The following is a 22,624-nucleotide window of genomic DNA, read 5'->3' as shown; positions in this document are numbered from 1 at the left end:
TCGGACGGCGCCACGCCCGCGCGCAGGCCGAGAACCGGGCCGGGTACGACGGCTTCACGGGCACGGCACCGACGGCCGGTTCGCGCGGACGTGCTCGGCCACCGCCGTGCGCGAGGGCGAGCGCAGCTTGTCCAGCACCCTGGACACGTGCGACTGCACGGTCCGCCGGGGCAGGGCCAGCTCGCCCGCGATGTCCGGGTTGGACAGGCCCTCCGCGACCAGGCGCGCGACGCGCACCTCCAGCGGCGACAGGGCCTGCCAGCCCGACCGGGGCCGGCCGGTCGCCTGCGGCGCGTCGCCCCGGACGCCGCAGGCCCGCCGGAGCCGTTCCGCGCGCCGCACGTCCCACCGCGCCGACAGGCCGGTGAACAGCTCCAGCGCCTCGCCGAACGCCGAGGTCACCTCCTGCGGCGACCCCGCGCCGCGGGCCAGCAGGACACCGGCGTCCACCAGCGCGGAGGCCAGCTCCAGCGGCCGTCCCACCGCGCGGTAGTGCGCGGCCGCGGTCAGCACGGCACCCGGGTCGCCGTGCACCAGGCCCCGGCAGTGCGCGGCGGCGGCGTGCGCGCGGGCCGGCCGCACCTCCTTGGCCGCCTCCTCCTCGCACACCTCCAGCGCCGTGCGCGCCACCTCCCGGTTCCCGGAGTCCAGCGCCAGGCGCGCGGCGTGGGGCAGCCACTGGTGGCGCAACATCATCCGGGCGAAGTCCGGTCGCAGCACCGGCCCGAGCAGCCGCAGCGCCTCGTCGGGCGCGCCCCGCTGCTCGGCCGCCAGCGCCGCCGCCACCAGGTAGAAGTCGCAGCTCTCCCGTTCGGCGCTGGTGGTCGGCGCGTGGGACTCGGCCGCGCGCAGGTGGGCGGCCGCCGCCCCGCGGTCGTCGCGGCGGCCCGCGATCAGCGCGGCCACGCCGTGCAGCAGCAGGGCGGCCGGTCCCGGCTCGCGCATCCCGAAGAAGGTGATGGCCGGGCCGTCCTCGGTCACCGTGTCCAGCTCCACCAGGGCCTCGTCCCAGCGCCCGGTCCAGTAGTGGTGCACCGCGGTGGACACCTGGAGGCCGGTGGGCAGGTCGTGGCGGGCGGCCACCACCCGCGCCGAGTCCAGCGCCTGCTCGGCCTCGGCCAGCCGGTCGAGGTTCTGGAGGGTGAACACCCTGTTGTCCAGCAGGTCGAAGCGCAGCTCGGCCAGGTCGGTGCGGTCGCCGACGATCACCAGCGCGTCGTCCACGTGGCGCAGCGCCCGCTCGTGGTCGCGGCGGATCGAGTCGAGCAGCCACAGCGTCTGCGAGACGTGCGCGACGGGGTAGGGCTCGCCCTCGGCCACCGACTCGGCGCGCACCCGGTGCGCGGTCCGCTCGGCCTCGTCGAGGTCGGCCAGGTCGCCGCGGCGGAAGTCGGCCAGCAGCGACAGGTGGCGGGTGCGCCAGATCGCCGGCAGGTCGGGCACCTCCAGGCCCTCGCGCAGCAGCGCGATCGCGGCCGCGGTGTCGCCGCGCCGGCGCCGCACGGCCGCCAGCAGGTGCCGCACCTCCGCGCGGTCGTCCGGGTCGGTGGCCAGCGCCAGCGCCTGCTCCGCCTCGCGCTCGGGGTTGCGCTCCAACCGGAACAGCACCCTGACCAGGGCGGTCAGCAGGCTCGCCCGCTGCGGCCCGGTGGGCAGCGGGCTGTCCACGGCCTGCCGCAGCAGGTCGACGGCGATCAGCGGCGCGCGGTTGGCCACGGTGGCGTGGTGGCGGACCAGCCAGCCCACCACCCACTCGTCGGGCGGCACCGGTTCGGCGGCCAGGTGCTCGGCCACCCGCTCGACCGGCGCGCCGATGCCGGCCAGCGCCTCGGCGGCGTGCCGGTGCAGCGCGGCCCGCACCGGTCGGGCGATCCCCTCGTACAGCGCCTGCCGCAGGTAGGGGTGGCGGAACGCCAGCTCGTCACCGGCCTCGACCAGCACGGTGGCGCTCACCGCCTCGTCGAGCACGCCCACCAGGTCCAGCGCCGACCGCCCGGTGACCGCGCACAGCGCGTCGACGCCGAACGCCGCGCCCAGCAGCGCGGCCGACCGGAGCACCTCGCGGGTGGCCGGGGACACGGGGGCCAGCGTGCGGTCCACCGCGCCCAGCAGCGACGACGGCACCTGGTCGATGGCGGCCCGGTCGACCTCGGCCACGCCGTCCACCACGCGCACGGCCCGGTTGCGGACCAGGGCGTGCGCGACCTCGTGGGTGTAGAGCGGGTTGCCCCCGGTGCGGCGGGCCACCTCGCGCAGCACCGCGTCGGGCCGGGCCCCCACCACGCGCCCGATCAGCTCCTCGGTCTCCCGCACCGCCAGCGGCTCCAGCAGGAGCACGTGCCCGCGCCGGGTCTCCACGCCGCGCCGCAGCTGGGCCAGCTCCCGCCGACCCGGGTCGGGGCGCGTCGCGGCCACCAGCAGCAGGGGTAACTGGCGGGTGGCTGCGGCCAGCCGGTGCCACATCAGCACGCTGGCCTCGTCGGCCCAGTGCAGGTCGTCGATGACCAGCAGCAGGGGGCCGCCCGCGCAGACCCGGTCCACCAGGGCCAGCAGCCGGTCGACCGCGACCGGCACCGGGTCGGCGGGGCCCCAGCCGCCGTGCGCGGGCTCGCTGCGCAGCCGCACGGCCGGGTCGGCGCGGTGCCGGTCCGGGGAGGTCGGGCTGACGTCGAGGCAGTCCATGATCACCTGGAGCGGGAACCGCCTGCCCGGCTCGTCGGCGACGGCCCACCCCACCTGGCAGCCGAGCCGAGCCGCGTCCGCGAGCGCCACGGTCAGCAGCTCGGACTTGCCGATCCCGGCCTCGCCCTCGACCCACACCGGCGCGCCCCGGCCGGCCAGCACCTCGGCGACCAGGTCGCGCAGCAGCGCGGTCTCCTCGGCGCGGCCGACGAACGCCTCCGGCGAGACCCCGTCGCGCAGCACGCGCGCCACGTGCGGTGGTACCGAGAACAGGCGGCGGGGCGCGTCCGCGTCGCCGGCCCGGGAACCGCGCGACGGCTCGGGCCCGCCGGCGGGCCAGGGCTCGCCCGCTGACCGGGGCTCATCGGCTGCCCGGACCCCCGCAGCCGTGGCGGACGGGCGCGGCCGCTCCGACGAGCCGGTCACGATCCGCTGGTGCAGGTCCCGCAGCGCGGGCCCCGGCTCGACGCCCTGCCCGTCCACCAGCGCCCGGCGCGCGTCCCGGAACGCCTCCAGCGCCTCCGCGTGCCGCCCGGAGCGGTCCAGCGCCAGCATCAGCACCTCCCACAGCGACTCGTGCCACGGGTGCTCGCCCACCAGCCCGGTCAGCTCGGCCACCACCTCCCGGTGCGCGCCCAGCTCCAGCGCCGCGCGGGCCCGCATCTCCAGGGCGCTGAGCCGCAGCTCGTCCAACCGCCGCCGCTCGACCTCGGCGAAGGGCCCCGGCACCCCGGAGTACGCCTCGCCCCGCCACCGGTCCAGCGCCTCGTCCAGCGCGACCCGGGCGGCGTGGTGGTCGCCGGAGTCCACCAGCAGCCGGGCGCGGGACCGGGCCCGGTCGAACACCTCGGCGTCCACCGCGCCCCCGGCCAGCCGCAGCGAGTACCCGGAGGTCTGCGACACCAGCGCGTCCCGCGCCGGGCCCAGCGCCCGCCGCAGCCCCGACACGTAGGTGTGCAGGCTGCCGACCGCGCTGGCCGGCGGGGCGTCGCCCCACAGCCCGTCGATCAGCTCGTGCCGGGAGACGACCCGGTTGGCCCTGGCCGCGAGCAGCGCCAGCACCGCCCGCTGCCGGGCCGGGCCCAGCGACAGCTCGTCCTCGTCGAGCCAGGCGCGCACCGGTCCCAGCACGCTCACCCGCACCCCGCCACCAGAAGTGGTCGACATCCCGATCCCCGATCCACCGCGATCCGCTCGTCAGCCCCTTGCACGAGGCCCGTCCCGAGTTGGTTCAAATTTCAAGGGTTCGTTCACCCGGCCGGCGGACACGATTCGTCGCCCTCGTTGTCGCGCGAGGGCAGAACAGGGGTAAGGACGGGCAGAACCGAGCGCCCGGTCTTCTCCCACCGCGCGAGGCGTGGTGGGGTCGGGGGACATCCCCGGTACCGGGGCGAACCTGGGGGGCTGGGACCCACGCGGTGCCGGTCCCCACGCGGAGGGTGCGATGGACGTGCGGTCCGATGGCGAGACGGGTGGCCTGGGGCGCACCTCCCCCCCGGAGCGCTTCGCCGGCGACCTGTTCCTCCAGCTGGCCCGGCGCGGCTGGCTGGTGCTGGAGCCCGTCCAGGCCCAGGGGGTGATCGGCGAGCTGGAACGCACCCTCGACGAGGTGCGGTCGCGGCTGCGCAAGCTGGACCTCTCGCGCAAGCTGCGCGACGCCTCGGGGGACGACGTCGCGCCCGACGTGGACCGGCTGGTGGTCGACGCGGTGTTCGCCGGACAGCTCAACTCCGACAGCTGGGAACGGGCGCTGGTCGAGCTGCCGAAGTACATCGAGGCCCTGCGGATCGCGGGGCGCAACTCCGGGAGGCGGCGGTGACCCCTCCGGAGCCCTTGCTGCCCGAACCACCCGTGCCCGAGCCGGTGGTCCCGCTGCCGGCCGTGCCCGGCACCGCGCTGCCCGGCGCCGAACCGGCCCGGGTCGACCTGGGCCGGGTCGACCTGGGCGTCGAGCTGGCGGACGCGCGCGCCGAGCTGCGCGACCACCTGGCGTGCGGCGACCACGAGATGGCCGACCTGCTCGGCGCCTGGATCGACGCGCTGCTCGACGAGTGGAACCGCCGCCGCTGCTGAGGTGTCCCTTCGGGCGTCGCCGGCACTGCCGGCGCGGCCGGGACGGTCGTTCGGGAGTGCTGTTGGCGGTGGTGGGCGACCGGTTCGCCGAGCGGGTCCTCGACGCCGACTTCGCCGATTCCGCGGGCACGATCTACGCCGCCGTGCTGAACCAGGCCCGGGAGAACTGCTTCGCCGAGGCCGACGACTCCTTCATGGGCGGCACCAACCCCACCGTGCGGCGGGCGTTCGGGATCGCGGGCTCCGTGGGCGCCAAGGGGCGAACCGCGCGGGTCGCCCGTTCACCCCGGACTGGGACGTGGCCGTCGACCAGGGCCGCTTCGCCGCCACCACCTGCCCGGTAGCGGCGGCAACTGGGGCGGCTCCCACCTGGTGGCGCCCGCACAGGGCGGCCACCAGCGGGAGGCGTACCGGGTAGCCGAGTGGCTGACCGCGCCCGAGCAGCAGAAGAGGCTGTTCGTCGACGACGGCATCCTGCCCACTACCGGGGACTGCGCGACGCCGAGGTGCGACCGGTGTTCGGCGTGTTCGGGCCCTACCCGGCGGCGCACACCGCGTGGCTGTCGCTGCACGACTGGGACCTGCTCGACGGGCCCACGGCGTTCATCGGGTGGGCCAACTACGCGGCGCTGTTCACCGACCCCGGCTTCTACAACGCGCTGGGCAACACGGTGAGCATCCTCGTGGTCGCCACCGTGCCGCAGCTGCTGGGCGCGCTGGCCGTCGCCGTGCTGCTGGACCGGCCGCTGCGCGGCAGCGCGGTGTGGCGCGCGGTGGTGCTGCTGCCCAACGTGGTGCCGGTGGTGGCGGTTGCGCTGGTGTTCACCCAGCTGTTCGGCCGGGACCAGGGCCTGGTCAACTGGGCGCTGGCCGGTCTCGGCTACGCGGCCGCGGTGTCGTGGGTGCTGTTCGTGCTGTGCGCGGTGCTCTCGCTGGTCAGCGCCGCGCTGCTGCGCCGCGTCGTGCGGGCGGGGTGCGCTCCAACGGGGCTCGTGCCACCAGGTCCTGTGCCGGCCGGGTCCGGCGGGGGCCGCTCCACCGCGCCCTGGCCCTGGCGGCGCTGCTGGTCGTCGTGGCGGCCTCGGGGTCCCCGCTGTACTGGTCGGTGGCGGTGGCCTCGCACGACAACGCCGCCATCTCCGGCCGCGTCCCGCCGCTGCTGCCCGGCGGCGAGTTCGCCCGCAACGCGCGCGAGGTGTTCGAGGCGGTGGACTTCTGGCCGGCGCTGCGCAACTCCGCGCTCGTGGCCTGCACGGTCACCGCCTCCAACGGGCTGCTGTCGACCCTGGCCGGCTTCGCCTTCGCCCACCTGCCGTTCCGGGGCCGCGACGCGCTGTTCGCCGTGGTGGTGGGTTCGGTGCTGGTGCCGGTGCAGCTGACCGGCGCGGTGCTGGGCACGCTGCCCGTGGTGCCGCTGTTCGTGCCGACGGCGGGACGCATCGTGGGCGGGGTCGTGCGGGGCGCGGTCAACGGTTGACCGCGCCCGGCGGGCGGAGCGGTTCGCGGCAGTCGGGACGGTGCCGCCGCGCGCCGCGCCGGGCGCACCCCCGCCCGCTCAGCGCGGCACGTCCGCGAGCGCGCCGCTGACGTTGAGCAGCTGGAGGCAGTTCGGCGCCTGCCGCCCGCTGGCCGGGGTCCCCGGCCTGGCGCAGGTGACCGTCGCGCTGACGGCGCTGTTCTCCGGCACGTCGATCGGCGTCACCCAGTGGTAGTCCTGGTTGCGGATGGTCTCCAGCGCGATGGTGGTCACCGTGCGCTCGCCGAAGACGATGGTCAGCACCCCCTCGTCACCCTGGTGGTTGGCCAGCACGAGGTCGGTGATGCGGAAGACCTTCCCGGCGGGCACGACGTAGCTGCCGGTGCCCTGGTCGCCGGTGTTGGTGCGGATCTCGATGGTGTTGGACATCTGCTCGCCGACGCCGGTGGCGTCGCCCTGGCCGGGCTGCTCCTGCTGCTGACCGCCCGGCGGCTGCTCGCCGGCCTGCTGCCCGGCCTGCTGCTGCCCGGCGGGCGGCTCCTGGGCCGCGGCCTGCTGCTCACCGGCCTCGACCAGCTCCGCGGCCCGGTCGTCGGCGGCCTCGCGGGCGGCGCTCCGCACGGCCGGGCGGACCAGCAGCAGCCACGCCAGCAGCAGGGCGAGCAGCAGCGCCAGCAACGCCAGCAGCCATTTCGGGAACACCGGCAGCTGGAGGAACTCGCCCTCCAGCTCCTCTGCCTGCGCGGCCTCGGCCGAGGCGGGCAGGGCGGTGGGCGTCGTGGACCCGGCGGTCAACCGCACCGGCCACGGCACCGGCGCGCCGAACCACAGCACCTTGCCGACGCGCACCCGCACCGGCAGCTCCACCAGCGTCCCCGGCTCGACGGGCTCGGGCCGCGCGGGCACGGTGGCGCGCAGCTGGTCGTCGGACTCGGCCGCGACCAGGGCGACCGCGATCGGGGTGTTGCCCTCGTTGCGCACTTCGACGTGGTAGCGCGCGCTGCGCCAGGCGCGGCGTCGCTCGGGCACCAGTTCCGCGCGCTGCTCCAGGAACGGCTCGACGACGACGGTGGTCTCGCTGACCACCACCGACTCCGGGCGCTCCGCCGGCAGCACGCGCACGCCCAGCGGCACCTCGCCCGCGCGCACCTCCGGCGACCTCGGCGGCCGGAGCAGGACGGTCACCTGCTCGGAGGTGCCGGGGTAGAGCGAGAGCCGCGCGGGCTCGACCGAGGTCCACGGTGCGCACTCGCCCACCACCTGGAACTCGTACGCCTCGACTATGTCGCTGTCGTTGCGCACCGTCAGCTTCGTGCTCGCCTCCGAACCGGGCGTGACAACCACGGTCGGGAGACCGAATTCGGTCGTTGTGGTCACCGGTCGAACGGTAGGCAGGGCCCAACCCCCCGCGTCAGGGAGGAAAGGGCACACCGCGGGCAAACAAGTGCACCGGCGACCTCCGCGTCCCCCGCGGTCCGCGCCGGGTGCGCAGGATGGCGGCACGAGGACCGCCGGGGCGGTCCCGCTCTCGCCAGGGAGGCGGTCATGACGAGGATCCCGGTCGCGGTGTACGCCGAGGACCCGGTGCTGCGCACGGGTGTCACGCACCAGTTGCGCCCGCGACCGGAGGTCGAGGTGCTCGACCCGCGCGAGCACGAACGCGCGCAGGTGTCGTTGGTCGTGGTCGACGAGGTCGACGACGCGGCGGCGTCGCTGCTGCGCCGCCTGCGGCGCTCGTCGGGCACGCGCACCGGGGTCGTGGTCGGCCGCTTCGACCAGGACGCCCTCCAGACCACCATCGACTGCGGCGTGGTGGCGGTGGTCCGCCGCGCCGAGGCCGACCAGGACCGCCTGGTGGCCACCGCGGTGGCCCTGGCCCGGGGCGAGGCGGTGCTGCCGGGCGACCTGCTGGGCAGGCTGCTGGACCACGTGAGCCGGTTGCAGCGCGGCGTGCTCGACCCCAACGGGCCGACACTGTCCACTTTGACCACTCGCGAGGCGGACATGCTGCGGTTGGTGTCGGAGGGGTACGACACCGCCGAGATCGCGACGCGGATGTCGTTCTCCGAGCGCACGGTGAAGAACGTGCTGCACGAGGTGACCACCCGCCTCCAGCTGCGCAACCGGGCCCACGCCGTGGGTTACGTGATGCGCCAGGGCCTGATCTGAGCCCTCCCGGAACCGCCGCCCACAGAACCGCCGCCCCAACCGAACCTCGTTGCCCGAACAGCCCAGGGGTCTTCCCGGACCCTGCCCGACCGGACCTCCCCGGCGCCCGCCGCCCGCGGCGACGATCGCCTGCGACAGGCCCGCAACCGGAGGTGGAACCTTGTCCAGAAGGGCGCGTACCCGCACCCTCGCCGCGGTCGCGGCGGCCCTGGTGGCGTGCGGGGGGATCGCGGTGGTGCGTGGTGTCACCGACCCCCTCGAAGCGTCCGGCCAGCCGGGTGAGCCGGTGTCCGGCCGCATCGCCTACGCGGGCACCGGGCACCGCAGCCTCGGCTACGCGGTCGACCCGCAACCCGACCGGCTCGGCCCGACCGAACCCGTGACGGGCGAGGGGCCGGCCCACCAGGACGACCACGTGTCCGCCCGGGGCGACCTGCTGGTGTTCACCAGCCTGCGCGACGAGCCGCGACCCCAGGTGTACGTGCGCGCCGCGGACGGCGGCGTGCGCAGGCTGACCGAGGGCCACGACGCGGCGCACCCGCAGCTCTCGCCCGACCTGCGGACCGTGGTGTTCGGCTCGCGCGGCGACCTGTGGCTGGTCGGCGTGGACGGCGGCGAGCCGCGGCAGCTCACCGACACCGGCTCGGACGAGTCGTGGCCGACGTTCTCCCCGGACGGCACGGAGGTCGCCTACTCCGGCGACCGCGACGGCGGGCGCGAGGTCTACCGGGTGCCGGTGACCGGCGGGACCGGCGCCAGGGTCACCGACGAGCCCACCGGTGACGCCGGCGAGCCCGCGTGGAACCCCGTCGACGGCCGCATCGCCTACACGCTGTGGGTGGGTGACGTGCCGCAGGTCCGGGTGCTGACCGGGACCGGGGTCGGCACCCCGCTGCTGGGCGGCGACCAGGCCGCGTGGCGCGGGCACTGGCCCGCCTGGCTGCCGGACGGCTCGCGCCTGCTGTTCCTGAGCCTCGACCAGACCTGCTCCTGCCCGGCCGACCCCAACGCGGTGAAGGTCTACCGGGCCGACACGGCACCGGGACTGCCGCTCACCGCCCCACCCGACCTCCTGCTGGGGGAGAACCGGCACCTGAGCTCGCCGAGCTGGCAGGTCGACGGCCCCGCACCCCGGCTGCTGGTCTCCCGCACCAGCGCCCCGACCTGGTTCACCGCCACCCTCCAGGACATCCGCCCGGACGGGTCCGACCCGCGCGACCTGGGCGTGGCGGTGCTGCGCGAGGACCCCGGGGCGGTCGACGACCCGAACCTGCTGTTCCACCCCGGGCCCGGCTTCGACCCGTGGGCGCACCGCCAGTCCTACTCGCCGGACGGGCGGCGGATCCTGCTGAGCCGGTTCGAGGACGAGGGCGGACTGCGGGTGCAGCGCCTGTGGCTGGTCGATGCCGACGGGGGCAACCCGCGCCGGGTGCCGGTGGCCGACCGGCAGCCCGCCGACTGGGAGTTCGACGCCACCTTCTCGCCGGACGGCCGGTTCATCGCCTTCGCGCGCCGCTCGCCCGGCGGGGTGCGGCCGGAGGGCTCCGCGAGCCGGATCGTGGTCGTCGACGCGACCACGGGCGCGGTGGCCGGTGTGCTGCGACCGCCGCCCGAGGTCGCGGAGCGCGAGGACACCCAGCCCTCCTGGTCGCCCGACGGGACCACGATCGCGTTCACCAGGGGCACCACCACCGACGGCCCGACCGGCGAGGTCCGCGACAACCACATCTGGACCACCCGGGCGGGCGCGCTGGACCGGCAGCGCGACCTGAGCGCGCTGGTGTGCGGCGGCGACTGCCGGGTCACCGACGACAGCCCGGCGTTCAGCCCGGACGGGCGCGAACTGGTGTTCAACCGGGAGTTCGACGGCCTGCTGCGGGTGACGCCGGCTGACCTCGGCTGCGAGGTGCTGCTCGGCGGCGGCTCGTGCGCCGGGCCGGTGAACGACCCGGCCGGGCCGTTCCAGCCGCGCGACGCCGCGTTCGCCCCGGACGGCCGGATCGTGCTGACCACCCGGCGGCAGGGCGACGCCCGCTCGCCGGAGGAGCTGGCCGTGCTCGATCCCGGCACCGGGGTGCTGGAGCGCGTCGCCACCGACCTGCCCGGCCGGCAGAAGGAGCCCACCTGGCAGCAGTCGGTCGACCTCGCGGTGGACGCGCCGCCGACGGCGTCGGTCGACGCGGGCGGGACCGCCTCGATCCCGGTGATCGTGCGGAACCGCGGCCCGGCGGCCTCGCCCGGCACCGCGCTGACCGCGGCCGTGCCCACGGGGCTGCGGCTGGTCGGGCTGCGCACGTCGGGCGGCGGGTGCGCGGCCGGCGAACCGCGCTGCGACCTCGGCGTGCTGGACCCCGGCGCGTCGGTCGAGGTGGTCGCCGACGTGGTGGGCGTGGTGCCGGGAGCGCACCGGCTGGGCTGGTCGGTCGCCGGCGCCGTGCTCGACGCGCTGCCCTCGGACAACGCCGACGACACCGTGCTGACCGTCGGCGAGCCGCCGATGACCACGACGACGCCCCCGTCCACGACCACCACGACCACCACCACGGCCACGCTGCCGCCGCCCCCGCCCGTCCCCGCGGCCGGTCCCGCCCTGACCGTCGCGGTGCAGCCCGACCCGTCCTACGTGGGCGGCCGGGCGGTGGTGACCTACACCGTGCGCAACGGGGGCGGCGCCCTGGCCACCGGCCTGCGGCTGGACCTCCTGCTGCCCGCGCGGGTGCCGGTGGCGACCCCGCCGCCGGGGTGCGCGCCGACCAGTTGCGCGCTGCCCGACCTCCCGGTGGGCACCACGCAGGTCGTGCGGGTGGTGCTCGCGCCCGACGCGGCGGTGCGGACCGAGGTGCGCGGCGTGCTGCGGACCACCGGCACCGACGCGAACCCCGCCGACAACACCGCGGCCGCGCCGATGACCGTGCTCCGGCCGAGGATCGTGGCGGTGCCGCCGATCGGCGAGCCCGGGTTCGTCACCTCGGTGCGCGGCGAGGACTTCCCGCCCGGCACGCCGGTCCGGCTGGACTGGTCGCCCGGCATCACCGCGGCGGCGGCGCCGGCGGTCCCGCGCGCGGACGGCCGGTTCACCGCGCAGCTGCTGATCCTCGCCAAGGACCGGACCGGGCCGCGCACCATCACCGCGACCGGCCCCGGCTTCAGCCCGGCCACCACGCCGTTCCTGGTGGTCGCCGGGTCCATCGGACCGCCGGACATGGTGTCGCGCCGGTGAGCCCCACGACGAGCAGGAGGTGATCGTGATCCACGAGGTGGACGAGGCGATCCGGCGGATGCTGACCGCTGCGGGCGTGCCCGGCGGCGGGGGCGAGCTGTCGTTCGACGCGCCGACCAAGGACTGGTCCGCGCGGCGCAACGCGCCCACGGTCAACGTGTTCCTGCACGACATCCGCGAGGACGTGATGCGCCGCCACGCGGGCGGCGCGGAGGTCCACGACGACGAGGGCGTGCTGACCGGGTGGCGCGGCCCGGCGCGGTGGTTCGAACTGGCCTACCTGGTCACGGCGTGGACCAACCGGCCGCAGGACGAGCACCGGCTGCTGTCGGAGGTGCTGGCGTGCCTGGTGCGCGTCGAGCGGATGGCGAACGACTGGCTCACCGGCACGCTGGCGGAGCTGGGGCTGGGCGTCATCCTCAACTCCGCCCAGCCGCCGGACGGGCGGGCGACCTCGGAGATGTGGTCGGCGCTGGGCGGCGAGCTCAAGCCGTCCATCGACCTCAAGGTCATCGCGCCGCTGGCCGGCGAGTGGACGCAGGCCGGGCCGCCGGTCACCGAGGGCGTGGTGCTGGAGGCGGCGGCGCAGGCCGGCGAGCGCTCGCGCCGGTTGCGCTACGAGGGGCCGTCCACCGCGGCGGGCGACGGGTTCGCCGCCACCCGTCCCCGGCCCGTGCCGGGCCCGCGGCGGCGTCGCGGCGGGGCGATCCGGTGACCGGGCTGGTCGTCGACCCGGCGCTGTCCGGGGACGCCGCGCTCGCCGGGAACGCCGTGCACGCCGGTGAGGCCGTGCCTGCCGGGGACGCGGGGGACGCCGTGCCTGCCGGGGGCGCCGTGCCTCCCAGGGACGCCGCGCCTGCCGGTGGCGCCCCGACCCCCGGGAACGCCGTGCCCGCCGGGGACACCCAGCCCCCCTGTGACGCCGCGCCCGCGGCCCCGGAGAGCGCGGACCTGGTCTACCTGTGGGCGCGGTTGAGCGCGGTCGAGTGGCGGGTGCGGCGGGCGGTCGAGGCGCGGCGCGCCACCGACCCCGCGCCCGACGACCCCTACCGCGGTCTCTACCTCACCCCCGAGGCCGTCCAGGCGGTGCTGGCCGCGCCGCGGCAGCCGCCGCTCCAGGCGCCCCGACCCGACCCGGAGCTGGACGCCCTGGCCGCGCTCGTGCCCCACCCCGGACCCCGGCTCACCGCGCTGGCCCGGGACTTCGGCCTCGACCCGGTCGACGTGGAGTTCCTGCTCGTGGCGATGGCCCCCGACGTGGACGCGCGCTTCGAGCGGCTCTACGGCTACCTCAACGACGACGTCACGCGCCGCCGGGCCACGGTGGGGCTGGCGCTCCGGCTGTGCGGCGTGCCGGTGGCGGGTCCGGGGCGCTTCCGCTTCACCGCCACCTCGCCCCTGGTGGCGGGCGGCCTGCTGGAGGTGCACGACCCCGGCTCGCCCGCGCTGTCCCGGGCGCTGCGCTCGCCCGACCGGGTGGTGGCCCACCTGCTCGGCGACGACGCGCCCGACCCGCTGGTGGCGGGCCTCGCGCGCCTCGTGCCCCGCGACGACGCCCCGGTGGCGGAGCTGCCCGGGCGCCTCGGCGCGGGCCTGCGGGCCGGGGTCACCCCGGTGCACCTGCGGGCCGCCGGCGGCGACGCGGGTCCGGTGGCGGTCGCCGCGCTGGCCGCCGCCGGTCGGGGCGCGGTGGTGCTCGACGTGGCGGCGCTGGCCGACCAGGAGCACCCCGAGCTCGCCGCGGTGGTCCGCGAGGCCCGGCTGCGCGGGGCGGGCGTCGTGCTCGGCCCGCTGGAGCCCCTGGTGCCCGAGCGGACGCGGCTGCTGCGGGAGCTGGTGGCGCTGACCGGCGACCTGCCGGTGGTCCTGCACAGCGGGCGGCACTGGGACCCGAGGTGGACCGCGCGGCCCGTGCTGTCGGTGCCGGTGGGGTCCCCGCTGCCCGCGCAACGGGCCGCCTGGTGGACGCGCGCGCTCGGCGGCGAACCCGCGTTCCTGCCCGACCTGGCCGGGTACCGGCTCGGCCCGGGGGAGGTCGACCGGGCGGTGGCGGTGGCCGCGGACCTGGCCACCGTGGAGGGTCGGCCGGTCGGCCTGGACCACGTGCGCGCCGGGGTGCGGGCCCAGAACGGGGCCGGCCTGGACCGGCTGGCCAGGCGGATCGTGCCGGCCGTCGGCTGGGACGACGTGGTGCTGCCCGCGCAGACCCGGCAGCAGTTGGCCGAGCTGGTCGTGCGGGCGCGGCACCGCGAGCGCGTGCTGGGGGAGTGGCGGATGCGCCCCGGCGGCGGTCGCGGTCGCGGCGTGGTGGCGCTGTTCGCGGGCGAGTCGGGCACCGGCAAGACCATGTCCGCCGAGGTCGTCGCGGCCGAGATCGGCATGGACCTGTACGTGGTGGACCTGTCGACGGTGGTGGACAAGTACGTCGGCGAGACCGAGAAGAACCTGGAGCGGATCTTCACCGAGGCCGCGGGCGTGCACGGGGTGCTGCTGTTCGACGAGGCCGACGCCGTGTTCGGCAAGCGGTCGGAGGTGCAGAGCGCCCACGACCGGCACGCCAACGTCGAGTCGGCCTACCTGTTGCAGCGGGTGGAGTCCTTCGACGGCATCGCCGTGCTGACCACGAACCTGCGGTCCAACGTGGACGAGGCGTTCACCCGCCGGATCGACGTGATCGCGGACTTCCCGGTGCCCGACGCCGAGCAGCGCCTGGCGCTGTGGGACCGGTGCCTCGGCCCCGCGGCGCCCCGGTCCGACGACCTGGACCTGGCGTTCTGCGCCGAGCGCTTCGAGCTGGCCGGCGGGTCGATCCGCGCCTGCGCGGTGACCGCGGCGTACCTGGCGGCGGCCGCGGACCGCCCGGTGACCATGGCCGACGTGGTGACGTCGGTGCGCCAGGAGTACCGCAAGCTCGGCCGGCTCCTGCTGGAGAGCGAGTTCGGGCCGTGGCACGCGCCGCGGTGACCCGTCCGACCCCGATGCGGAGGTTCCGATGCACGCCCACGACCACGGAGAGCGGGAACGGGGCCGCCACCCCGTCCGGCGGGTTCCGGCGGACGAGCCGGTCCGGCGCGGGCCGGAGGAGGTGCTGGAGCTGCAACGCGCCCTGGGCAACGAGGCGACGAGCAGGCTCGTCGCCCGGGGGCGGGAGGGGCTGCCGGTGCAGCGGGCCTCGCCGGACACCGCGGCGCGCGAAGAGATGCAGAGCAGGATGCGCGAGCGGGACGCGGCGCTCGGCGTCACCGGTCCGCCGAACATGGCGGAGACGTCGGAGTCCGTTCCGGTCGAGGGCACCGGCCTCACCTACGACGAGGTGATCATCCTGTGCGACCTGATGGGCGTCGACGCGCGGGCGGAGCCCGTCGCGCGGCCCGCGCCGCGGTTCGCGCCACCGGACCGGGACGCCCTGCGCGACGAACGCGGCATGCCGGTCGAGAACCAGGAGTGGTTCCAGGAGTTCGCCGACACCATGGGGCTGTCGATCTACGTGCGCCCGACCAACCCCGCGAGCACCGGGTGGTTGCGGGGCCTGGCGGTCCCGAAACCGCAGAAGATCAAGGCCAAGACGATCAACAAGCTGGACGTCGAGCTGGGCGCGGCCGCGACCAACGTCGGCCTGGTGGGGCACTTCCGCCCGCGGCAGCCGGTCCGGGGGGACGGCATGACCGACGCCCGGTGGAACGAACTCGTGAAGCGGCACGAGGATCGTGCGGAGCAGTTCGCGCTCCTGGAGAAGCCGATCGAGGCGCTGGAGGCGGAGGGGACCGTTGCGGTGCACAACGGGGTGCTGGGGTACCGCAAGGGCACCGGCGGGAAGTTCTGGCCGATCACCGGGGACCACGACGTGTTCGACATCCGCCACGCGGTCGGCGGGGACACGGCTCCCGACCAGGACCAGCCGATCCGGGAGCCCAAGCTGTCCGAGGAGGCATACCAGGCGTCCGTGCGCCTGATGACCAAGGCGGACAAGGGCGTGATGCACGGCGCGCACATGAGGTGGGAGCGCGGGAGCCCCGAGGACGAGAAGATGTTCGACAAGATCGTCACAGGCCACCTGCGGGGTGGCGAGCCGCTGATCTGCTTCTCACCCCACCGGCCCCCGCAGCTCGTCTGGGCGCCCGACCGCTGACCCCGGTGCCCCGCTCGGCGTCGGTGCCCCCGACAGGCGCCGGCGCTCCGCTCGACCCGCGCCCCGTTTCGACCCGCGCCCTGCTCGACCCGCGTCCCGCTCGACCCGCGCCCCGACGCGCATCGCGTCGGGGCGCTCCGGTGGTGGACCACCGCCCGGCGGGGTCGCGGAACCGTGCCCGGAGCCCGGTGGGCGATCAGGGGCCCAGCCCTTCCTCCTGGTTCCGCGTGCCGCCCCGGGGGGAGTCGGTGAAACGACACGCCGCCAGGTGCACGTTGCCCATGTCGGGTTCGATCAGCTGGGAGAGCGTCAGCTGCCCGTCGACCGTGATCGAGTGGCCCGCCAGAACCGGGTCGCTCAGGCTGGCCACCGAGACCGTGTTGGCGTGCGCCGATCCGGGGTTGAGCTCGACGTCGTACCCGGCCGCCGTGGGGGTGACGACCACCGGGTCCCCCGACACGGTGAGCTCGAAAGGCGTCTCCAGCACGACGTTGGGAGCCGACCTGCCCCCGACGTAGATCTCCGCGCTCCCGGCGGTCCTGCCCTGTTCGACGTTCGAGCCCGAGGCCCGTCCCTCCTCGATCTCCTGCCCGAGGCCGTCGGTGATCGTCTGACCGAGCAGGGTGTAGAAGTGGAGCCGGGTGCCGGCCGGCACCCTGAAGTAGCCGTCCGCCCGGCTCCAGCTGCCGTGGCCGCTGAGCACCACGCCGTCGGTGCGACCCGGGGTGGTGTTCGCGAACCACCTGTTCGCCGGGGCGGCGGCGGCGTTCGGGACCCACGGCCGCCGCTGGTCGTCGTTGCCCGACGACGGTGCGCGCTGGATCGCGCCGGAGTCGCCGGCACGTGTCCCGGTGTCGACCCGGCCCGCGGCCTCGGTGGCCGGTGGCGCGGACATGACCCGGGTCGCGTTCGACTCGGCCTCCCGCTCGAACCGGTCGGACGGGTCGGACAACCGCAGGCCGTTGCCCGCGTCGGTGCCGGCGACCGGCCCCGAGCGCTGCTGGACGACGTGGGTCAACTCGTGCGCCAGCGTGTGCGGATCGGTCCCGTCGGCGCCGATGACCACGTGGTTGCCCGAGGTGTAGGCGCGGGCTCCGACCTGCTGCGCCGAGCGCTGCGCGACGGTGTCGGTGTGCACCCGCACCTCGCTGAAATCGGCTCTGAACCTGGCTTCCATGTCCTGGCGCACGGGCTCGTCCAACGGGCGGCCGGCCGAGCCGAGGACCGACCGGACCTGGTTCTCCTGCTGCTGCTCGTCCTCTGCGGCGGGGGAACCGCTCGACGCGCGCAGGACGTCGATCATGCCCGCCACCGCCGCGTTGCCCACCTGGCGTTGCAGGGCGAGCAGGCCGCCCAGGGCGGGCACCGGGGGCGCGGGGGTCCGCTGCGCGTGGTTGCCGCACAGCTCGGAATCGTGTCGGTGGATGCTCAAGTGGTCGCTCCGCTCATGTGTGGACCGCACGGGCGTGATCACTGTCGCCCAGCCCGCGGTGTCGACCAATGCCTGCGAGGGCAGGGTCGGGTGCAAAGTCGCGGTAGGACGGGGTACGGATGTCCTTCCGGGCAACGGCTCTGCCCCCGGCCGGGGGCCGCGGGACCTGCCCGCGCGGGCGCGCCCGCAGCAGGCTGGTGGGGCAGCCGAGGACCGCAGAGCGGACGAGACAGGGGAGCGACCATGCCGCAGTACCTCTCACCAGGCGTCTACGTGGAGGAGGTCCAGTCCGGGGCGCGCCCGATCGAGGGCGTCGGCACCGCGGTGGCCGCCTTCATCGGCTTCGCCGAGCAGGGGCCCTTCCACCGGCCGACGCTCGTGTCGAACTGGAACCAGTACGTCCAGCTCTTCGGCGGTTTCACCGAGGACGCCTACCTGCCGCACGCCGTCTACGGCTACTTCGCCAACGGCGGCGGCGCGGCGTACGTGGTGCGCGTCGGCGGTGCCGCGACGGACGCCGACGCCGAGCCGCCCGCGCCCGCGCCGGCCGAGCTGGGCGGCCTGCACGTGGCGGCGCTGCCCGGCGCGGGACCGGACCTCTCGGTCGAGGTGGCCGACGCCGACGGCGAGAACCAGCCGGAGGACCGCTTCAAGCTGGTGGTCAGGCAGGGCGGCAAGGTGGCGGAGACCTACGACGTCTCCACGAAGAAGAACGTCAAGAACTACGTCGTGACGCAGGTGTCCGAGCGGTCCGGGCTCATCCGGGTCACCGAGCGGACCGGCGGCGCGCTCGCCCGCCCGGACAAGCAGCAGGTGGCGCTGTCCACCACGCCCGAGCCGGCGAAGGCCCTGGCCGAGCTGGACGCCCAGGAGTACCTGGGCGACCCGGAGGCCCGCACCGGCGTGGGCGGCCTGGAGAGCGTCGACGAGGTCACCATGGTGGTGGCGCCGGACCTGATGGGCGCCTACCGGCGCGGCCTGATCGACCTGGAGGGCGTCAAGACCGTCCAGCTGGCCATGATCTCGCACTGCGAGCAGATGGGCGACCGGGTCGCGCTGCTCGACGCGCCCCCCGGCCTCACCGCGCAGAAGGTCCGCGCCTGGCGCATGGAGGGGTCCAACTACGACTCCAAGTACGCGGTGCTGTACTACCCGTGGATCAAGGTCTTCGACCCGGCCAAGGGGCGCAACACCCTCGTGCCGCCCGCCGGGCACATCGCGGGCGTGTGGAGCCGCAACGACAACGAGCGCGGCGTGCACAAGGCGCCCGCCAACGAGGTCATCCGCGGCGCGGTGGACCTGGAGATCAACATCAGCAGGGCCGAGCAGGACCTGCTCAACCCGATCGGCGTCAACTGCGTGCGCGCCTTCCCCGGTCGCGGCATCCGGGTCTGGGGCGCCCGCACGCTGTCCTCCGACCCGGCCTGGCGCTACCTCAACGTGCGCCGGCTGTTCAACTACCTGGAGGAGTCGATCCTGCTGGGCACGCAGTGGGTGGTGTTCGAGCCCAACGACGACCGCCTGTGGGCCAGCATCCGGCGCAACATCACCGGCTTCCTCACCGAGCAGTGGCGGCGGGGCGCGCTGTTCGGCCGCACGCCCGCGGAGGCGTTCTACGTCAAGTGCGACCGGGAGAACAACCCCCGGGAGTCGATCGACCTCGGCCAGGTCGTGTGCGAGATCGGCGTGGCCCCGGTCAAGCCCGCCGAGTTCGTGGTCTTCCAGCTGGCGCAGTTCTCCGACAGCACCAGCCTCGTCAGCGAATGAGCCGCCCCGAGGGGGCGCGTGAACCAGAGAGGCGGCACCACCCATGGCAGAGGGCGATGCTCTTTCCACCCACATCTTCGGCGTCCAGCTCGGCGGGTTCACCGTCGAGTCCCTCCAGGAGGTCAGCGGGCTGACCGTCGAGGAGGACGTGGTCGAGGTCTCCCAGGTCACCGAGACCGGCAAGCCGGTGCTGCGCAAGCAGCCCGGCGCGCAGAAGGGCGGCGAGGTGACGCTCACCAGGGGCCTGGACCAGAGCGTCACGTTCACCAACTGGCTCAAGGAGACGCTGGAGAAGGGCGCGGTCACCGCGGCCCGGCAGGACATCACCATCGAGGTCAAGGACACCGAGGGCAACACGGTCCGCCGCATGACGCTCTACCGCGCGTGGGCCAGCAAGTGGGAGGGCCCCTCGTTCAAGGCGGGCGAGTCCAGCGCGGCCACCGAGAAGGTGACCCTCGTGTTCGAGGAGATCACGGTCGAATGAGGCGGCGGACGATCGCGCTCGACCAGCTCGACGAGCTGGTCGACCCCAGGGACGAACCGGAGCGCGCGACGGCGGCGGTTCCGAGCGGGCGCGGGGGCCTGCGCACCGAGTTCGACTTCGAGCTGCCCCGGGGCTACGTGGACCCCGACGGCGTGGTGCACCGGCACGGCCGAATGCGCCTGGCCACGGCCCGCGACGAGCTGCGGCCCCAGATCGACCTGCGGGTCAAGGAGAACCCCGGCTACCTCAGCGTGGTGCTGCTCAGCCAGGTCATCACCCAGCTCGGCGGCGTCCGCGAGGTCCACGCCGGGGTGGTGGAGCAGATGTACGCCACGGACATCGCCTTCCTCCAGGACTTCTACCGGCGGATCAACAGCGAGGGCCACACCAGGGCGGGCGTGTCCTGCCCCTCGTGCGGCACCGCGTTCGAGGTCGACCTCGCCGGTGGCCGCCTGGGGGAATCGTGACGTACGCGGCCGACCGGCTGCTCGAAGAGGTCGCGTACGTGGCCTACCACTTCCACTGGCCGCGCGAGGAGATCCTCGACCTGGAGCACCACGAGCGCCAGGGCTGGGTCCGCGAGATCGCGCGCATCAACACGAGGGTGAACGAGGGGAGGTGACCCGGTGGGGATCTGGGACCGGTTGCGGCGCGGGAAGCGCGTGGAGGAGGGGCCGGTGGCCGCGCCGGTCACCGCTCCGGGCGGTCCGGCGCGTCCCGCGTGGGACGGGGGGTGGCGTGCCCTGCCGCCGCTGGGTGGGGTGATCCGGCCCGGCGGTGTCGCGGTCGGGGACGGGTTGCGGTTCCGGGACGGGTTGACCTCGTGGCGGGACCACCGGTCGGTTGGTGAGCTGGGGCACTCGGTGAGCGCGAGCGCCCCGTCCGGGCTGGTCGGCGGGGTGACCGGCGCGGAGGTGGCGGAGCGGTCGCGGTACTCGGGCGGCGGGCCGCTGCTGGTGGCCTGGCGGTTGAGGGCCGGGCAGGAGGCCGGGGCGGTGGCCGGGCAGGCGGCTGGTCAGGTAGCCGGGGCGGTGGCCGGGCCGGTGGGGTCGGGGGCACCGGGTCCGAAGGCGGTGGGGTCCCGGGCTTCTGGAACCCGGGTTGCCGGGGTTCCGGCGGCGGGGGTTCCGGCGGTCGGGGCTCGGGTTTCCGGGTCTGAGTCTGTCGGAACTCGGGCTGCCGGAACTCGGGCTGCCGGTTCACCGGCTGCCGCGCCGGGAGCTGCCGGTGCGGGTGCGAAGCCGGTGGTGCAGAGGAGCGCGGTTGCCGGTGCGGCGGTGCCAGGGCCGGAGGCGGCTGGTGAGGTGGCGGCCGGTACTGCCGAGGTGGTGCGGCTGCGACCGGTTCCGTTGCGACCGGTCCGGCCACCGCTGACGGTCGCCAAGAGGCCGGTGACGCCGGTTCGGTCGCTCCCGGTGGTCGGGGTGGTGTCGCCGAAGGGGCCGGCCGGGGTGGGGGAGCGGCCGGAACCTGCTGCTCCGGCCAACACCGCCCGGGTCGCCAACACCGCCAGGTGTACCGACGCCACCAAGACCACCAACGCCGCTAAGGCCACCGACGCCGCCAAGAGCGCCGAGGGCACCAAGAGCGCCAAGGCCGCCGAAACCGCCAAGGCCCCTGGGGCGGCCGAGTCCGCCGTGCGGTCGGCATCGACCGCGCCCCGGTCCGCGCCGGTTCTGGGAGAGCCGTTGACGGCGATGCCGCCGACCGCCGGTGCGCCCTCCGGTGCGAAGGACCGCCCGGCGGCATCATCGCCTGCCGGAGGCCCGCCACCGGTGGTGCAGCGCAGCGCAGCCCCGAAGCCCGACCCGACGACCCGGCCCAGGCGGGGTACCGGCATCGGTGAACCCCTCTCGCAGCTGCCGTCGACCGCAGCACCGCCGGACACGGCGAAGGCACGTCGGTCGCCCCAGAGCGGCAGGGCGGGTGACGGCCCGGCACGGCCCTCCGGCCCGGAGGTGGTGCCGCCGCTGGGGCTGGACCGCCCGGTGCGGCGTTCCCTCGACAGCACCGCGTCGGCGGAGGGGTCCGGCCCCGCGCCCACGCCAGACCGGGCACCGGCCACCCCGAGCCCGGTCCGACTGCCGGTGGTCCCGATGACCCGCCTGCCGTCGCTGGGGCAGGCCACCGTCCAGCGGTCGGCCGCGCCCGACCCCGGCCGGAGCACGTCCCAGGACGAGGCACCGCGTCCACGAGTGCTGCCCCTGATCGCCGAACGGCCCCTCGCCACCAACACCGGAACGGGCCTGCCCCAGCCGGTGCAGCGCGCGGCGGCGCGGCGCGTGGTGCGCCCGCAGTGGGCGGGTACCGGGCGGGAACCGGCTGGTCCGGACCCCGCACCGGCGACCAGGCGACGGGTGGACCCCGGCACGGGAGGTGGTGTGCCGAAGGCGACCGGTTCCCGTGAGGCGTCCCCGAGGACGCGGTGGTTCGGGCGCTCTGAGGTGAAGCCGGTGGCTCGCGGACCGGTTGGTCCCGACCAGGCATCGCCGGCGGTGAGCCGCCGCAGGTCCGCGAAGCCCGACCCGGTGCAGCGGGGCACGATCCGGAAAAGCGGTCCGGCCCCGGCATCAGCGACAGCACCACCCACGGCCGTGCAGCGGGCAACAGCTCCGGAAGCGACCTCGACCACGTACGTCCAGCGGCACACCGGCGACCCGCCCGCGCCGGGGACCAGCGGAAAAGCGGTGGTGCGACCGACCCCGCCCCGCCCCCTCGACAGCGGCCCGACATTCCCGCCGATCGCCCACCCGAACCCCGACGGCGCGCCGACGGCTCCGACCCGGCACCGGACCTCCACCGCTCCGGGGCCCATCGCCAAGCCCGTCCCGGTGGTGCGGTGGACGTCGGACACGGTGGTGCAGCGGACCCGGAACGGCCCCGAGACGACCACCCCGCAGCGACAGCCACAGCAGCAGCCAACGCCGCAGCACCCGGTGAACGCACCCGGCCACCAGCCGACCCCACCCCACTCCGCCACCCACCCCGCCACCCCACCCCGGACCGAGGAGCGCGGCGACGACGGCAGGCCCGCCGTCCCCCTCGACCTCGACGACCTGGCCCGCAGGCTGCTCGAACCGGTCGGCCGACTGCTGCGCGCCGAGCTGCGCCAGGGCCGCGAGCGCGCCGGCCGACTGCACGACCGCCGCCGCTAGCCCGGCCCCGGCCCCAGGCCCTGCCCCGGCCGACCC

18 protein-coding genes are annotated in these 22,624 nt (G+C 75.7%); 14 read left to right on the top strand and 4 right to left on the bottom strand.

Features of this window, described 5'->3' with window-relative positions; all coding sequences use genetic code 11:
• Positions 1 to 54: 54 nt before the first annotated feature.
• Positions 55 to 3,849: a BTAD domain-containing putative transcriptional regulator gene (locus Q5530_RS30410; protein ID WP_415366260.1), complete on the bottom strand. Its 3,795-nt coding sequence runs from the start codon at positions 3,847 to 3,849 to the stop codon at positions 55 to 57.
• A 277-nt stretch (positions 3,850 to 4,126) separates the two neighbouring features.
• Between Q5530_RS30410 and Q5530_RS30405 the strand changes: the two genes are divergently transcribed.
• The 3 genes from Q5530_RS30405 (at position 4,127) to Q5530_RS30395 (ending at position 5,099) form a co-directional block, all read left to right on the top strand.
• Entirely contained in the window at positions 4,127 to 4,501 is a 375-nt protein-coding gene (locus Q5530_RS30405; RefSeq protein WP_415366259.1) for a hypothetical protein, read from the top strand.
• Entirely contained in the window at positions 4,498 to 4,755 is a 258-nt protein-coding gene (locus Q5530_RS30400) for a hypothetical protein (protein ID WP_380638522.1), read from the top strand. Before Q5530_RS30405 ends, Q5530_RS30400 begins: the two co-directional genes overlap by 4 nt.
• A gap of 62 nt (positions 4,756 to 4,817) precedes the next feature.
• Complete coding sequence (locus Q5530_RS30395; RefSeq protein WP_415366258.1) at positions 4,818 to 5,099, top strand: hypothetical protein; 282 nt, start codon at positions 4,818 to 4,820, stop codon at positions 5,097 to 5,099.
• A 305-nt stretch (positions 5,100 to 5,404) separates the two neighbouring features.
• Here the strand turns inward: Q5530_RS30395 and Q5530_RS30390 are convergent, their stop codons facing one another.
• The gene (locus Q5530_RS30390; protein ID WP_415366257.1) at positions 5,405 to 5,581 is read right to left on the bottom strand and encodes a hypothetical protein; all 177 of its coding nucleotides are present in this window, start codon (positions 5,579 to 5,581) and stop codon (positions 5,405 to 5,407) included.
• A gap of 147 nt (positions 5,582 to 5,728) precedes the next feature.
• Between Q5530_RS30390 and Q5530_RS30385 the strand changes: the two genes are divergently transcribed.
• Complete coding sequence (locus tag Q5530_RS30385; RefSeq protein WP_415366256.1) at positions 5,729 to 6,232, top strand: hypothetical protein; 504 nt, start codon at positions 5,729 to 5,731, stop codon at positions 6,230 to 6,232.
• Positions 6,233 to 6,310: 78 nt separating this feature from the next.
• Here the strand turns inward: Q5530_RS30385 and Q5530_RS30380 are convergent, their stop codons facing one another.
• Positions 6,311 to 7,609, bottom strand: coding sequence for a hydrolytic protein (locus tag Q5530_RS30380; protein ID WP_415366255.1), 1,299 nt, complete (start codon positions 7,607 to 7,609; stop codon positions 6,311 to 6,313).
• Positions 7,610 to 7,777: 168 nt separating this feature from the next.
• On the opposite strand from Q5530_RS30380, the gene Q5530_RS30375 reads away from it, so the two are divergent.
• From Q5530_RS30375 to Q5530_RS30355, 5 genes are all read left to right on the top strand, one after another.
• A complete protein-coding gene (locus Q5530_RS30375) occupies positions 7,778 to 8,401 on the top strand; it encodes a helix-turn-helix transcriptional regulator (RefSeq protein WP_380638513.1) in 624 nt (207 codons plus the stop codon).
• A 160-nt stretch (positions 8,402 to 8,561) separates the two neighbouring features.
• Positions 8,562 to 11,621, top strand: a complete 3,060-nt coding sequence (locus Q5530_RS30370; protein WP_415366254.1) for a hypothetical protein — start codon at positions 8,562 to 8,564, stop codon at positions 11,619 to 11,621.
• A gap of 25 nt (positions 11,622 to 11,646) precedes the next feature.
• Positions 11,647 to 12,336, top strand: a complete 690-nt coding sequence (locus Q5530_RS30365) for a DUF4255 domain-containing protein (protein ID WP_415366253.1) — start codon at positions 11,647 to 11,649, stop codon at positions 12,334 to 12,336.
• A 173-nt stretch (positions 12,337 to 12,509) separates the two neighbouring features.
• Complete coding sequence (locus Q5530_RS30360) at positions 12,510 to 14,585, top strand: ATP-binding protein (RefSeq protein ID WP_415366348.1); 2,076 nt, start codon at positions 12,510 to 12,512, stop codon at positions 14,583 to 14,585.
• Positions 14,586 to 14,613: 28 nt separating this feature from the next.
• The gene (locus Q5530_RS30355; protein WP_415366252.1) at positions 14,614 to 15,750 is read left to right on the top strand and encodes a hypothetical protein; all 1,137 of its coding nucleotides are present in this window, start codon (positions 14,614 to 14,616) and stop codon (positions 15,748 to 15,750) included.
• Between the two features lie 196 nt (positions 15,751 to 15,946).
• On the opposite strand, the gene Q5530_RS30350 is transcribed toward Q5530_RS30355, so the two are convergent.
• Positions 15,947 to 17,182 carry a DUF4157 domain-containing protein gene (locus Q5530_RS30350; protein ID WP_415366251.1) on the bottom strand — a complete coding sequence of 412 codons (1,236 nt, stop codon included), beginning with the start codon at positions 17,180 to 17,182 and terminating at the stop codon, positions 15,947 to 15,949.
• A 243-nt stretch (positions 17,183 to 17,425) separates the two neighbouring features.
• Here Q5530_RS30350 and Q5530_RS30345 point away from each other — a divergent pair, with 243 nt between their 5' ends.
• From Q5530_RS30345 to Q5530_RS30325, 5 genes are all read left to right on the top strand, one after another.
• Positions 17,426 to 18,949 carry a phage tail sheath family protein gene (locus tag Q5530_RS30345; RefSeq protein ID WP_415366250.1) on the top strand — a complete coding sequence of 508 codons (1,524 nt, stop codon included), beginning with the start codon at positions 17,426 to 17,428 and terminating at the stop codon, positions 18,947 to 18,949.
• 43 nt (positions 18,950 to 18,992) lie between these two features.
• On the top strand, positions 18,993 to 19,433 hold the full coding sequence (locus tag Q5530_RS30340) for a phage tail protein (RefSeq protein WP_233815714.1): 441 nt from the start codon (positions 18,993 to 18,995) through the stop codon (positions 19,431 to 19,433).
• Entirely contained in the window at positions 19,430 to 19,900 is a 471-nt protein-coding gene (locus Q5530_RS30335; protein ID WP_415366249.1) for a hypothetical protein, read from the top strand. Before Q5530_RS30340 ends, Q5530_RS30335 begins: the two co-directional genes overlap by 4 nt.
• A complete protein-coding gene (locus Q5530_RS30330; RefSeq protein WP_380638506.1) occupies positions 19,897 to 20,055 on the top strand; it encodes a DUF6760 family protein in 159 nt (52 codons plus the stop codon). Before Q5530_RS30335 ends, Q5530_RS30330 begins: the two co-directional genes overlap by 4 nt.
• A 2,065-nt stretch (positions 20,056 to 22,120) precedes the next feature.
• A complete protein-coding gene (locus Q5530_RS30325; RefSeq protein ID WP_415366248.1) occupies positions 22,121 to 22,588 on the top strand; it encodes a hypothetical protein in 468 nt (155 codons plus the stop codon).
• The last annotated feature ends 36 nt before the right edge of the window (positions 22,589 to 22,624 follow it).

This window comes from Saccharothrix sp. BKS2, from assembly GCF_047689505.1.
GTDB lineage: Bacteria > Actinomycetota > Actinomycetes > Mycobacteriales > Pseudonocardiaceae > Actinosynnema > Actinosynnema lopnurensis.
Note: the sequence above shows the minus strand (reverse complement) of the source record. Positions and strands in the feature narration are given on the sequence as shown.

What these genes read in the sequence shown, in the direction of transcription:
- Q5530_RS30335 (WP_415366249.1), top strand. Translation starts at nt 19,430, where the DNA reads ATGAGGCGGCGGACGATCGCGCTCGACCAGCTCGACGAGCTGGTCGAC.
- Q5530_RS30410 (WP_415366260.1), bottom strand. Translation starts at nt 3,849, where the DNA reads ATGTCGACCACTTCTGGTGGCGGGGTGCGGGTGAGCGTGCTGGGACCG.
- Q5530_RS30340 (WP_233815714.1), top strand. Translation starts at nt 18,993, where the DNA reads ATGGCAGAGGGCGATGCTCTTTCCACCCACATCTTCGGCGTCCAGCTC.
- Q5530_RS30405 (WP_415366259.1), top strand. Translation starts at nt 4,127, where the DNA reads ATGGACGTGCGGTCCGATGGCGAGACGGGTGGCCTGGGGCGCACCTCC.
- Q5530_RS30375 (WP_380638513.1), top strand. Translation starts at nt 7,778, where the DNA reads ATGACGAGGATCCCGGTCGCGGTGTACGCCGAGGACCCGGTGCTGCGC.
- Q5530_RS30345 (WP_415366250.1), top strand. Translation starts at nt 17,426, where the DNA reads ATGCCGCAGTACCTCTCACCAGGCGTCTACGTGGAGGAGGTCCAGTCC.
- Q5530_RS30355 (WP_415366252.1), top strand. Translation starts at nt 14,614, where the DNA reads ATGCACGCCCACGACCACGGAGAGCGGGAACGGGGCCGCCACCCCGTC.